Origin of the sequence: Actinophytocola algeriensis, assembly GCF_014203735.1 — a bacterium.
GTDB classification, from domain to species: Bacteria; Actinomycetota; Actinomycetes; order Mycobacteriales; family Pseudonocardiaceae; genus Actinophytocola; species Actinophytocola algeriensis.
The window spans coordinates 1-14,174 of record NZ_JACHJQ010000017.1 but is presented as its reverse complement, the minus strand read 5'-3'; the positions used below and the strand labels follow the sequence as shown (position 1 = coordinate 14,174).

Annotated in this window: 7 protein-coding genes; 4 read left to right on the top strand and 3 right to left on the bottom strand. The window is 70.0% G+C overall.

Translation table 11 applies throughout. From position 1 onward, the window contains the following. Nucleotides 1-210: 210 nt before the first annotated feature. Nucleotides 211-1,017 (bottom strand): FadR/GntR family transcriptional regulator, encoded by an 807-nt coding sequence (locus FHR82_RS44520; protein WP_311771597.1) that lies wholly within the window; start codon nucleotides 1,015-1,017, stop codon nucleotides 211-213. Nucleotides 1,018-1,676: 659 nt separating this feature from the next. On the opposite strand from FHR82_RS44520, the gene FHR82_RS44515 reads away from it, so the two are divergent. From FHR82_RS44515 to FHR82_RS44500, 4 genes are read left to right on the top strand one after another with little or no spacing between them, the layout of a single operon-like run. After that, complete coding sequence (locus tag FHR82_RS44515; protein ID WP_184816759.1) at nucleotides 1,677-5,141, top strand: ThuA domain-containing protein; 3,465 nt, start codon at nucleotides 1,677-1,679, stop codon at nucleotides 5,139-5,141. Between the two features lie 35 nt (nucleotides 5,142-5,176). Then, nucleotides 5,177-7,978, top strand: a complete 2,802-nt coding sequence (locus FHR82_RS44510) for a PQQ-dependent sugar dehydrogenase (protein ID WP_184816758.1) — start codon at nucleotides 5,177-5,179, stop codon at nucleotides 7,976-7,978. Nucleotides 7,979-8,003: 25 nt separating this feature from the next. Then, entirely contained in the window at nucleotides 8,004-9,701 is a 1,698-nt protein-coding gene (locus tag FHR82_RS44505; RefSeq protein ID WP_184816757.1) for a ThuA domain-containing protein, read from the top strand. Nucleotides 9,702-9,718: 17 nt separating this feature from the next. Beyond that, nucleotides 9,719-10,279 carry a DJ-1/PfpI family protein gene (locus FHR82_RS44500; protein ID WP_184816756.1) on the top strand — a complete coding sequence of 187 codons (561 nt, stop codon included), beginning with the start codon at nucleotides 9,719-9,721 and terminating at the stop codon, nucleotides 10,277-10,279. Between the two features lie 186 nt (nucleotides 10,280-10,465). Here the strand turns inward: FHR82_RS44500 and FHR82_RS44495 are convergent, their stop codons facing one another. Together FHR82_RS44495 and FHR82_RS44490 are read right to left on the bottom strand one after the other, a co-directional pair. Next, the gene (locus FHR82_RS44495) at nucleotides 10,466-13,321 is read right to left on the bottom strand and encodes a glycosyl hydrolase family 95 catalytic domain-containing protein (RefSeq protein ID WP_184816755.1); all 2,856 of its coding nucleotides are present in this window, start codon (nucleotides 13,319-13,321) and stop codon (nucleotides 10,466-10,468) included. Between the two features lie 37 nt (nucleotides 13,322-13,358). Next, on the bottom strand, nucleotides 13,359-14,174 hold an 816-nt coding region (locus FHR82_RS44490; protein ID WP_184816754.1), incomplete at its 5' end, for a ricin-type beta-trefoil lectin domain protein.

Here is a 14,174-nt window from a genome sequence, read left to right as displayed (position 1 = left end):
GAGCATCCCACTCCACCATGCCGCACCCCGTTGAGCACAGGAAGGCGCTAATCGGCCGATTTCCGGGCACAATTCCGCGATCTTTCCGGTTGACATGATTCCGGTAATTCACGCGCGAACGACGGCAGCGACAGCCGTTGGGGCCCGGGCAGGCTCACGCCGGCGGAACTCGGCGCCCTGGCGGCTGGCGAGCGCGGCAGTGCCGCGAGGTCAGCCGAACAGGCGGCGCTGGATCTCGTGCCGGTAGTCCTCGAGGGTGTTGTCGAGGTGGACGGCGGTGGCCCGGGCGGCGACGTCGGGGTCACCGTCTCGGATGGCCTGGAGGATCGCCGCGTGTTCCTCGACGGCTTCCGGTGCGTGACCGCCGACGGTGCCGTGCATGCCGATGATGTTGGACTGGCGTTGCAGGCGGCGGGCCTCGCGCACCGCCGCGACCAGGAACTGGTTGTGCGAGGCGGCCGCGATCGCGAGGTGGAACTCGTCGTCGCCGCGGTCGAAGAGGGACGCCTCCCCGGTCACATGGCCCTGCCTGCAGGTCTCGGCCGCCGTCTCGATCGCCCGCAGCTCCGCCGGCGTCGCACGGGTCGCCGCGAGCCGGCTCGCGGCCGTCTCCTGCGCCCGGCGGAACTCGAACAGCATGTAGACGTGGTCGAGATCGGTCGGCAGGAAGAACCCACCCCACCGCGCCGATCCCAGCATTCCCTCGTCGTCGGCGACATAGAGGCCGCGGCCCTTCTGGGCCCGTACCCGCCCGATCGCCGACAGGATCTTCACCGCCTCGCGCACCATGCTCCGGCTGGTGCCCAACCGGGCGGCCAACTCGTTCTCGGTGGGCATCCGGTCACCGGGCCGCAACCCCGACTCGGCGATCAACAGCAGGATCCGCTCGGCCACCAGCTCGTACCCCGGCCGGTACGCGTCCGCCGCCGGCGCGGCCTGCTGGTCCCGAGCAGGCTCATCGGTCATGGTCGGGAGGGACGTGCCGTGCTCGACCTCGTCTCCTTCGTCATGGGTCACACCGGAAGGGTACGACCGGATCCGCCGTCTCGTCGCAAGATCCGGTATCGAAAGGAGAACGAGCACCGATAAGTATGATCCATTCGCACTCAGTCTTGACTGTTCTGCGGCGGACTAGGCTAAAGTGTGATTCTGGCGGCCTTCTCGACCCGAACATAAGCCGGATACATGTCAGCACGCTGACCGGCGACGTTCGACTACCAGGAACGGATCCCCAGCACCGCCCGGCGCGACGACAGCCGGCCAGGTCGCGGTAACCCCCGCCTGCCCCACGTCCACGACGACTGCTTCTGCTCGGGCCGTTCTGGGAGCGCTCCCAACGGCCCGAGCAGCACGTCCCGAGGAGCGGAACAATGTTGTTCTCATCCCATCGGCCGCGAGGCCGCGCGCTCTGTGCACGAGCCGCCCGCCTGGCGGTGGCACTGGCCATGGTGCCCGCGGCCACGACCACATCACCGCGGCCGGGCCGAACGCCGAGGTGTTCGGCGCCACGATATCCCGCTGGCCAACTCCGGCCAGGAGGCGGCCGTGCGCACCTTCAACGCCCCAGGCCACCGGCAACGGTACGAAGCTCGTCCTGTGGACCTGCAACGGCCAGGCTAACCAGCGGTGGACCCTGAACTAGCGACCGACGCCTCTCCCCTGCCCAGGAGGCCAACATGAGACACACAACCACCAAGCTGCTGATCGCGTTCGTCAGCGCGTTGCTCGTGCTGGCCATGAACGCCCCCGCCGCGCCCGCGGGCCCGGCAGCGGGCGAGAAGGTGCTGCTGTTCACCAAGACCGCCGGGTTCCGGCACGACTCCATCCCGGCCGGGGTGGCGATGTTCCAGCAGATGGCGGCCGACAACGCGTGGCAGCTCACCCACACCGAGGACTCGGCCGTCTTCACCGACGCCACCCTGGCCACCTACGACGTGGTCATCATGTTCCAGACCTCCGGAATGGTCTGGACCACGGCGGCGCAACGCGCGGCGATGCAGACCTACCTGCGGAACGGGGGCGGCATCGTCGCCATCCACAACGCGACGGACATGAACATCGAGAGCGAGTTCCCGTGGTGGGACCAGATGCTCGGCATGACCATGACCCAGCACTCCGCCATCGTCGCGGGCACGGCCAAGGTCGCCGACCAGGCGCACCCGTCCGGGCAGGGGCTGCCGCAGCGCTGGAACCGCACCGAGGAGTGGTACAACTTCAACCGCAGTGCCCGCGGTGACGTGCACGTGCTGGTGACCGCGGACGAGACCACGTACAACCCCGGCTCGTCCGCGATGGGCGCCGATCACCCGATCTCCTGGTGCCGCAACGTCGAAGGCGGCCGTCTGTGGGCGACGGCCATGGGGCACCAGGCTTCCGCGTACTCCGAACCGCTGTTCCGCAGCCACGTGCTCGGCGGCGTGCGGACCGCGGCCGGCACGCTCCCCGCTGACTGCGGGCCCACCGTGTGGGCGAGCTACGACAAGGTCGAGCTGGACAGCAACACGGTCGCGCCGGGCACGTTGGACGTGGCGCAGGACGGCCGGGTCTTCTACACCCAGTACGGCGGCCAGCTGAAGATCTACAAGCCGAGCACCCGGACCACGGTCACCGCGGGCACGCTCAACGTCTACACCGGCGGCGAGGACGGTCTCGCAGGCGTGGCGCTCGACCCCGGCTTCGCCACCAACAGGTGGGTGTACCTGTACTACTCGCCCGCGGGCTCGCAGGAGATCAACCGCGTGTCGCGGTTCACGGTCAACGGTGACACGCTCGACCTGGCCAGCGAGCGGATACTGCTGTCCTTCCCGGCCGCACGACAGTCCGAGCCGGGGCACACCGGCGGGTACCTCACGTTCGGCCCCGGCGGAAACCTCTACATCGGTGTCGGTGACGACACCAACCCGCACGAGTCCAGCGGGTACACCCCCATCGACGAGCGGTCGGGACGCAGCCTGTTCGACGCGCAGAAGACCGCGGCCAACACCAACGACCTGCGCGGCAAGATCCTGCGCATCCACCCGGAGTCCGGCGGCACGTACACGATCCCGTCCGGCAACATGTTCGCCCCCGGCACCGCGCAGACCCGGCCGGAGATCTACGCGATGGGCTTCCGCAACCCGTTCCGGTTCACCGTGGACACCGACGGCACCATCTACCTGGCCGACTACGGCCCGGACGCCGGGTCCGACAACGCGAACCGCGGCCCGGGTGGGCTGGTCGAGTGGAACGTGATCACGTCCCCTGGTTACTACGGCTGGCCGTACTGCGTGGCGAACAACATCCCGTTCACCGACTACAACTTCGCGAACAACACCTCCGGCGCCAAGTTCAACTGCGCCGCGCCGGTCAACAGCTCCCCCAACAACACCGGGCTCACCACCCTGCCCGCGGCCCGGCCGGCCACCGTCTGGTACGGCAACGGCAGCAACGGCAACGCCTTCCCGGAGATGGGTGGCGGCGGCGAGGCCCCCATGGCCTTCCCCGTGTACCACTACGACCCGGCGAACCCGTCGCCCACGAAGTTCCCGCAGTACTTCGACAAGACGCCGTTCTTCGGCGAGTGGGCACGCAACACCATGCACGAGTTCCGCCTCGACTCGTCCAGGAACCTGTTGAAGATAAACAGGTTCCTGGCCAACCTCACGTTCAGGTCCCCGATGGACGCCAAGTTCGGGCCGGACGGCTCGCTGTACCTCCTCGAATGGGGCAGCGGGTTCGGCAGGGACAACCCCGACTCCGCGCTCTACCGGATCGACTACATCTCCGGCGACCGCGCACCGCTCGCCAGGGCGACCGCCGCCCCGTCCTCCGGCGGGTCGCCACTGACCGTGAGCTTCTCGAGCGCCGGGTCGGCCGATCCGGAGGGCGGCCCGCTGACCTACCGGTGGACCTTCGGCGACGGCGGCAGCTCCACCTCGGCCAACCCGTCGCACACCTACACCGCGCGCGGGCTGTTCAACGCGCAGCTCACCGTCACCGATCCGAACGGACGGACCGGCGTGGCCAACGTGCCGGTGACGGTGGGCAACACCGCACCCACCGTCCGGCTCACGACGCCCCCGCACGGCGGCATGTTCGACTTCGGCGACGAGATCCCGTACTCGGTGAGCGTCACCGACCCCGAGGACGGCACGATCGACTGCGCCAGGGTGATCACGACCGCGGCGCTGGGGCACGACGAGCACGCGCACCCGCTCGACCCGCAGCCGGGCTGCTCCGGCGTGCTCGCCACCCACAGCGACGGCGGGCACAGTCCCGGTTCCAACCTGTTCTACGTCGCCGACGCGGTCTACACCGACAACGGGGCGGCCGGCGTGCCCGCGCTCACCGGCAGGACCCAGGTCGTGCTGCAGCCCAAGCACAAGCAGGCCGAGCACTTCACCGGTTCGTCCGGGATCCGGGTCGTGGCCCAGGCAGGCGCGGAGGGTGGCCAGCGCATCGGGGACATCGGGAACAACGACTGGATCTCGTTCACCCCGATGAACCTGACCGGCATCAACCAGGTCTCGTTCCGGGTGTCCTCGCCCGGACCGGGTGGCACGATCGAACTCCGGTCGGGGTCGCCGACCGGCGCCCTGGTGGCCACCGCGACCGTGGGCAGCACGGGCGGGTGGGACAACTACGTGAGCCTGGCGCCGGTCGCGGTGACGCGGCCGGCCGGCACGGTGGAGCTGTTCGTGGTGTTCAAGTCCACCTCGGCCACCACCTACGACCTGGACTCGATCACGTTCGTCGGTCCCGGTGTCGGTACCCCGGGCGCGGTCACGAGCGGGCCGATCGTGGGTTCGAGCGGCAAGTGCGTCGACGTCAACGGCGCCAGCACCGCCGACGGCGCCAAGATCCAGCTCTGGACCTGCAACAGCGGCACCAACCAGCAGTGGACCCGCGACGGCGGCACCCTGCGCGCCCTCGGCAAGTGCATGACCGTGGCAGGCGGCGGCACCGCCGACGGCGCTCTCGTCCAGTCGTCGGCCTGCAACGGCGGCGCCGCGCAGAACTGGACCCCGCAGGCCGGCGGCTCGCTGGTCAACCCCGGCTCCGGCAAGTGCCTCGACGCCAACGGCGCCGGCTCCGCCGACGGCACCCAGCTCATCATCTGGACCTGCCACGGCGGCGCCAACCAGCGCTGGACCCTGCCCTGACGCACCACCTCCCCGCACGATCTACCGGAGTCCTCATGAGAATGTTCGCAGCGGCCGTGCTGGTCGCGGCCACCCTCGTGTTACCGGTGCTCACCGCACCCGTGCCCGCGTCGGCGCACGCGGTGAACCCCGCCGACTTCCAGCAGGTCGAGCTGGCCAGAGGCGTCGCGGAGATGGGCGAGCCCATGTCGCTGGCCGTGCTGCCGGACCGCTCGGTGCTGCACACCGCCCGCAACGGTGTGCTGCGGCGTACCACCGCGGGCGGGGTCACCAGTGTGATCGGCACCCTGCCCGTCTACACGCACGACGAGGAGGGCCTGCAGGGTGTCGGGGTGGACCCGGGCTTCGCCGGCAACCGGTTCATCTACCTGTACTACGCGCCGCCACTGTCCACACCGGGCGGTGACGCCCCGGACACCGGAACGGACTTCTCCGTGTGGAACGGGGTGAACCGGCTGTCCCGGTTCACCCTCAACGCCGACTTCACGCTGAACACCGCCAGCCAGGTGACCGTGCTGGACGTGGCGACCAGCCGGGGCATGTGCTGTCACGTCGGCGGGGACATCGACTTCGACGCGGCGGGCAACCTCTACCTGTCCACCGGGGACGACTCGAACCCGTTCGCGTCCGACGGGTACACCCCCATCGACGAGCGCACCAACCGCAACCCCGCCTACGACGCCCAGCGCAGCTCGGCCAACACCAACGACCTGCGCGGCAAGGTGCTGCGCATCAAGGTGAACGCCAACGGCACGTACTCGATCCCTGCGGGCAACCTGTTCCCCGCAGGCACGGCGGGCACGCGGCCCGAGATCTACGCGATGGGCTTCCGCAACCCGTTCCGGTTCGGCGTCGACAAGGCCACCGGCGCGATCTACCTCGGCGACTACGGCCCGGACGCGGGCACGGCGAGCAACACCCGTGGGCCCGGCGGGCAGGTGGAGTTCAACCGGATCACGTCGGCGGGCAACTACGGCTGGCCCTACTGCACCGGGAGGAACTCCACCGGCGAGACCTATGTGGACTACACGTTCCCGTCCGGGCCGTCCGGCAACCGGTTCAACTGCGCGGCGCCGGTCAACAACTCGCCCCGCAACACGGGCCTCACCACACTGCCCGCGGCACGCGCGGCGTGGATCAACTACGACAACTGCTCGTTCGCGGCGTTCGGGTGCGGGTCCGAGTCGCCCATGGGCGGCGTGGTGTACCGCTACGACGCGGCGAACCCGTCGACGGTCAAGTTCCCGCAGGCGTTGGACGGGCACGTCTTCGTGTCCGAGTTCGGTCGGCGCTGGCTCAAGACCGTCGACGTCGACGCCGACGGGTCGGCCGGGCAGGTCAACGACTTCCCGTGGCGCGGCACCCAGGTCATGGACACCGCGTTCGGCCCGGACGGCGCGCTGTACGTGCTGGACTACGGCACCGGGTGGGGCAGCGGCAACGCCGAGTCCGCGCTGTACCGCATCGAGTACAACCCGGCGGGCAACCAGGCCCCCGTCGCGCGGGCCGGCGCCGACCGCACGTCCGGGACCGCGCCGCTGACGGTCGCCTTCTCCTCGGCGGGCTCCTCGGACCCGGAGGGCGGCGCGCTCACCCACCAGTGGAACTTCGGTGACGGGACCACGTCCTCGTCGGCCAACCCGAGCCACACCTACACCGGCAACGGGCAACGCACCGCCACCCTCACGGTCACCGATCCCGGCGGCCGCACCGCCAGCGCGAGCGTGACGATCACGATCGGCAACACGGCACCGACGGTCACCCTGACCACGCCGGCCGACGGCGCACTCTTCAGCTTCGGCGACGCCGTGCCGTACACGATCACCGTGTCCGACCCGGAGGACGGTGCGGTCGACTGCACCAGAGTGAAGCTGTCCTACATCCTCGGCCACGACGACCACGGCCACACGATCACCTCACGCACCGGGTGCTCCGGAACGCTGCAGGTCCCGGTCGACGGCGAGCACGACACCGCGGCGAACCTGTTCGCGGTGTTCGACGCCGAGTACACCGACCTCGGGTCGGGCGGTCTGCCCGCGCTGACCACGCACACGCAGCACACCCTGCAGCTGCGCCACCGCCAGGCCGAGCACCACACGGCCCAGTCGGGCACGAGCCTGTTCGACAAGGCGGCGGCCGAGGGCGGCAGGACCGTCGGCGACATCCACAACGGCGACTGGATCGCGTTCCGGCCCTACGCCCTCGGCGCGGAGACCAGGTTCACCGCCCGGGTGTCCTCCGCCGGCTCCGGCGGCACGCTGTCGGTGCGGGCCGGGTCACCGACCGGGCCCGTGCTCGGCTCGGTCGCCGTGCCGGTGACCGGCGGGTGGGACACCTTCACCGAGGTGTCCACCACCCTGGCAGGCGTGCCGGCCGGTACCACCACGCTGTACCTGACGTTCTCGGGCGGCAGCGGCTTCCTGTTCGACCTCGACGCCTTCACGTTCGGCGCGTCGACGGGCGGCGGCACCACGAGGATCACCGGTCTCGGCGGCAAGTGCGTCGACGTCAACGGGGGCAGCGCCGCCGACGGCGCCAAGGTCCAGCTGTGGACCTGCAACGGCGGCACCAACCAGCAGTGGACGGTCAGTGGGAGCACACTGCGAGCGCTGGGCAAGTGCATGACCACCGCGGGCGGGGGCACCGCCGACGGGACCCAGGTGCAGCTGTGGGCCTGTAACTCCTCCGCCGCACAGAACTGGTCCGTGCAGGCCGACGGCACCATCGGCAACGGCGGCAGGTGCCTGGACGCGAACGGCGCCAGCTCCGCCGACGGCACACAGCTGATCATCTGGACCTGCAACGGCGGCACCAACCAGAAGTGGACGTTGTCCTGATCCCGTTCTCGCACGGAGGCAAGACATGAAGCACTCGTTCACCCGACGCGTGCTCGGCGTGACCGCCGCCGCGCTCGCCGTCCTCGCATTCGGTTCGAGTCCACCGGCCGTCGCGGCCGACGCACCGTACGACGTCCTGGTCTTCTCCAGGACAACAGGCTTCCGGCACGACGCGATCCCCGCGGGCATCGGGCTGATCCGGGAACTGGGCTCGGCCAACAGCTTCACGGTGACCGCGACCGAGGACTCGGCCCGGTTCACGACGGCCAACCTGGCCCAGTACGAGACGGTGGTGTTCCTCAACACCACCGGGGACGTGCTGAACTCGAGCCAGCAGAGCGCGTTCGAGTCCTACATCCGCGGCGGAGGCGGGTACGTCGGCATCCACTCGGCCGCCGACACCGAGTACGACTGGCCGTTCTACGGCGAGCTGGTCGGCGCGTACTTCGCCTCGCACCCGGCCATCCAGCAGGCCACCGTCCGGGTGGAGAACCGGGCGCACCAGGCCACCCAGCACCTCAGCCCCGCCTGGGTCCGCACCGACGAGTGGTACAACTTCCGGACCAACGTCCGATCGACCGCCCGTGTGCTCGCCACTCTGGACGAGTCGACGTACTCCGGCGGTTCGATGGGCGCCGACCACCCGCACACCTGGTGCAAGACCGTCCAGAACGGACGGTCCTTCTACACCGGCAGCGGACACACCCAGGCCAGCTACGCCGAGGCGAACTTCCGTGCGCTGGTGCTCGGCGGTATCCGGTACACGGCGGGCCGGACCAAGGCGGACTGCCGGCCGGAGAACGGCCACACCACCCTCTACAACGGCTCCACCAGTGGCTGGTCACAGTCCGGGCCGGGCGGGTTCGCCAACAGCGACGGCACGCTGACCTCGTCCGGTGGGATGGGCATGCTCTGGTACAGCACCAAGGAGTTCCGCGCGTACTCGCTCAAGCTGGACTGGCGGGTTGCCGGTGACGACAACTCGGGTGTGGTCATCGGCTTCCCACCCGGGTCCGATCCGAACGCGGCGCTCAACCAGGGCCACGAGATCCAGATCGACGCCACGGACTCGCCGGACCGGACCACCGGCTCGATCTACGGCTTCAAGGCGCCGGACACCGCCGCCCGCGACGCGGCGCTCAACCCGCCCGGCGAGTGGAACACCTTCGAGGTGCTGGTGGAGGGCGAACGCGTCCAGGTGTTCCTGAACGGAGTGAAGATCAACGACTTCACCAACACCGACCCGGCCCGCTCGCTGGTCTCCGGGCACATCGGTGTGCAGAACCACGGCACCGGCGACGACGTGTCCTTCCGCCACATCCGGATCAAGGAGCTGGGCGGCACCACCCCCACCACCGGTCCCATCGTGGGCGCGGGCGGCAAGTGCGTCGACGTCAGCGGCGCGGGCTCGGCCGACGGCACGAAGATCCAGCTCTGGTCCTGCCACGGCGGCACCAACCAGCAGTGGACCCGTGAGGGCGGCACCTGGCGCACCATGGGCAAGTGCATGACGGCCGCGGGCACCACCGACGGCGCCCCCGTCCAGCTGTCGACCTGCAACGGCGGTGCCGCACAGAACTGGACCACCGGAGCGGGCGGCGCACTCGTGCACCCGCAGTCGAACAAGTGCCTCGACGCCAACGGCGGCAGCACCGCCGACGGCACCCAACTCATCATCTGGTCCTGCCACGGCGGCACCAACCAACGCTGGACGCTGCCCTGACACGCAAGGAGCGAGCAATGACGCGAGTGCTGATCCTGACCGGCGACGCCGCTGAGGAACTCGACGCGATGTACCCGGTGTTCCGGCTGCGCGAGGGCGGTCACGAGGCGGTCGTGGCGGCGCCCACGACCCGCCCGGTGAAGCTCGTGGTCCACGACTTCGAGCCGGGCTGGGACGCCTACACCGAGAAACCAGGGCACCAACTGCCCGTGGACCTGGCCTTCGCCGACGTGCACCCCGAGGACTACGGCGCACTGGTGATCCCTGGTGGACGAGCACCCGAGTACATCCGCACCGACCCCGACGTCGCACGCATCGTGCGGCACTTCTTCGAACGCGGGCTCCCGGTCGGCACGATCTGCCACGGCCCACAAGTGCCTGCCGCGCTGGGACTTCTTCGTGGCCGCACCACGGCCGCGTTCCCGCCGCTGAAGAACGACGTGGAGCTGGCGGGCGCCGTCTTCGTCGACGCGCCCGACGTCGTGGACGGCACGATGGTGTCCTGCCGGGGCTGGCCCGACCTGCCCGAATGGTCCCGCGCCTTCATGCAGGTGCTGGAGAAGAACGAGTCCCGATGATTCGTTCCAGGCGCTGGGGAGCGACGAAGATCGCGCTGTTGCTCGCCAGCCGCATCAGGCCGTAGTAGGACCAGTTCGCCCCGTCGGAGCCACCCGAGCCGGCGTCGTTCGCGGTGCCGCCCCGCCAGTGGTAGCCGAAGATCAGCCGGTAAGGGTGGTTCCGGTTCTGCCCGAGCCGAGGTGGCACTACGTGCGTTGGAGCAGGAACCGCTGGTTGGCCGCGGTGCCGGGGGTCCACTGGGAGATGCGCGCACCGTCGGCGGTGGACGCGTTCCACACGTCCATGGCCAGACCGCTCTGCCGGTTGACCATGCTGATCACACCGCCGCCCTGGTCGGTCACCCGCCACTGCTGGCTCGACGCGTTGGCGTCCGGCTGCTGGGTGATGTCCGCGCCGCTGTTCGCGTTCGCGACCTGCAGGACCAGACCGCTGTGCCGCGCCCGGAGCCGGTAGTAACCGCCGCCGGAGTCCAGGAAGTCGAACTGCTGGTTCTGCCCGCCGGTGGCCGGCCACTGGTGCAGGAGGGCGCCCGCGGCGGTGGACACGCCGCTGATGTCGGCGAGCTTCCCGCTGTGCTGGGCGACCAGCCGGTAGTACACGCCGGTCTCCACCACCGGCCCCGGCCCCTGACCGGTGGCGCGGTAGGTGTGGCCCGCCTGGCCGGTGAACTCGACCACGTCCGCCTCGGGCTTCGCCGGCTGCACCACCTCACCGCTCGTGGTGTCGCGCAGCTCGAAGGTGCCGGTGAACACGCGGCTGCGGATCCGCACGGTGCCCGCGCGGTCGGGAACCACGGACAGCCCGGTGTTCCGGCCGCCGCTCCAGGTCGCGCCGACCGTGTACCCGCCGCGGCCGCGGAGGCCGGCGACACTCCCGGCAGGCCACGCCGACGGCAGCGCGGGCAGCACGTGGAGCTCGCCGTTGTGGCTGTGCAGCAGCATCTCCGCCACGCCGGACGTCGCCCCGAAGTTGCCGTCGATCTGGAACGGCGGGTGCAGGTCGAACATGTTGGGCGCCAGCCGGTCCGGCGTCACGAGGGAGCGGATCAGGTCGTGGGCCCTGCTCCCCTCCTCCATCCGCGCCCAGTAGTTGATCTTCCAGGCGAGTGACCAGCCGGTGCCCGCGTCCCCGCGCAGCTCCAGGGTGCGGCGGGCGGCCGTGTACAGCTGGGGCGTGCCACGTTTCGTGATCTGGTTGCTGGGATGCAGGCCGTACAGGTGCGAGATGTGCCGGTGCCCCGGTTCGGTCTCCACCCAGTCGTACAGCCACTCCTGGATGTTGCCGCGCGAGCCGACCTTCATCGGGGCCAGCCGCTGCCGGGCCGCCCGGACCTGGTCCCGGAAACCCGCGTCCACACCGAGCACCTCACTGGCACCGGCGCAGCCGTCGAACAGGTCACGCAGGATCTGTGAGTCCATCGTCGGGCCCGCGCACACGCTCGCGTTGGCGTGGTGGGGCAGCTCCGGCGAGTTGGACGGGTTGGTGACCAGGTAACCGAGACTGGGCTCGGTGACCAGGGTGTCGAGGAAGAACTGTGCGGCGCCCTTCATCGCCGCGTAGTTCCGCCGGAGGAACTCGACGTCCCCGGTGAACCGGTAGTGCTCCCAGATCATGGTGGCGAGCCACGCGCCGCCGGTCTGCCACATGCCCCACAGCGCGCCGTCGACGACCGACGACCCCCGCCACGCGTCGGTGTTGTGGTGGGTGACCCAGCCCCGGGCGCCGTACTGCACGCTCGCGGTGCGGGCACCGGTCACGGTGAGGTCGCCGATCATCCGGAACACCGGCTCGAAGCACTCGGCCAGGTTGGTCGTGCCGGCAGGCCAGTAGTTCATCGGCAGGTTGGCGTTGATGGTGTACTTCGAATCCCATGCCGGGGCCATCTGGTCGTTCCAGACGCCCTGCAGGTTCGCGGGCTGGGTACCGGGCCGCGAGGACGAGATCAGCAGGTACCGGCCGTACTGGAACAGCAGCGCGGAGAACTGCGGGTCATTGACGTCGTTGTGCTGGGCGATCCGCACGTCGGTCGGCTGGTCGGCGGCGGCCGTGCGACCGAGGTCGATGGCGACCCGCCCGAACAACGCCTGGTAGTCGGCGACGTGCCGGGCGCGCAGCGTGTCGTACGCGACGCCCTGGGCGGCGTTCAGCCGGGTGCGGGCGATGCCCTGGTGGTCACCGTTCACGGTCCGGTAGTCGACGTAGCTGGTGCCGATCGAGACCAGCAGGGTGACGCTGGTGGCGCCCGACACCCGCAGCGTGCCGCCGGAGCTGGTCATGGTCCCGCCCTGCGCCACGGCTCTCGCCAGTGCGAGGAACCGGACCGAGCCCGCGATGCCCCGCATGTCACCGGAGACGCCGTCGAGCGCGATCGTCGTGCTGTCCGGGCTCGACGGCGTCGCGCGCTGCGGGGTGGTGAACGCGGCGGTGAAGGAGACCGACCCCGGCGTCTGCGCCGTGAGGCGCACGGCGATCACCTGGTCCGGTGCGCTCGCGAACGCCTCCCGCCGGTACCGCACGCCGTTCGCGACATAGGTCACGACCGTCGTGGCGGTGGTGAGGTCCAGCCACCGTTCGTAGCCCGACACCCCACCCGGCGCGGGAAGGGTGAGCCGCAGGTCCCCGACGGGCTGGTAGGCCAGCTGAGCGGCGGGGATGCCGAGCATCGTCTGGTTGATCAGGTCCTGCGCCTGCGTCCACTGGTTCGCGAACACCTGCTGCCTGATCTGTGCCAGTGCCGCGGCGCCCCGCGGGTTGCTGTAGTCGTGCGGGCCACCTGCCCAGACCGTGTCCTCGTTGAGCTGCAGGCGTTCGGTGTCGGTGTTGCCGAACACCATGGCGGCGAGCCTGCCGTTGCCGACCGGCAACGCGCGGAGCCAGTCCGACCCGGCCGGCTCGTCGTACCACAGCGCCAGGTCGCCTGCCGCCCGTACCTCCGGGGGCGCGGCCGAGTCGGCACGGGCGGTCGCCGTCCAGCCTGCCTGGGCCAGCACGGCGCCCGCCGCGCCGAGCTTCATCACCTGCCGTCGCGTCAGGTCCGGCATCTCGCGCCCCCGTCGATCCCGGTGCGGTGTGCCCGGCTCACTGGAGGGCCCACTGCTGGTTGGCGCCGCCGGAGCAGGCCCACAGCTGCGTCAGTGCACCGTTGGCCGTCGCGTTGTCGCTGACGTCGAGGCAGAGTCCCGACTGGGCGCTGGTGATCGTGCCGTTCGCGTTCAGGTTCCACTTCTGGTTGGTGCCACCGTGACAGGTCCAGATGATCGCAGCCGTGCCGTTGGCGGCCCCGTTGCCCGACGCGTCGAGGCATCGCCGGGAGTCGCCGGAGTAGACGGTCAGCTCACCGGAGGAGGTGTGGGTCCACTGCTGGTTGGCGCCGCCGGAGCAGTCCCAGATCTGCAACCGGGTCCCGGTCGCGGTGCTCTGGTTCGGCACGTCGAGGCACTTGTTCGCCCCCACGGCCCGCAACGCGCCGCCGTCCCCGCCACCACCGCCGCCGGTGTTGAGCACGTCGAGGACGGCCTGGTAGGCCTGCTTCTTCTGGTAGTTGGAGTCGAACAGCAGCGGGGTGTCGTTGGGCCGCCACGTGTACCGGTCGGTGACGCCCCACACGGTGATGCCGTTGCACCTGGCGATCGCCATGCACGCCTGGGTGACCTGCCGGTACACGTTGGCCTGCCCGGAACCGGAGCCGCCCACGTCCAGCTCGGTGATCTGCACGTCCACACCGAGGTCCGCGAAGCGCTGCAGGTTCGCCTGGTAGCTGCTGAGGTTCGAGTTCCAGCTGAGGTGGCTCTGGAAGCCCACGCAGTCGATCGGCACACCGCGGTTCTTGAAGTCGGCGACCATGTTGTAGATGCCGGTGCTCTTCGCGTTGATGCCGTCGGTGTTGTAGTCGTT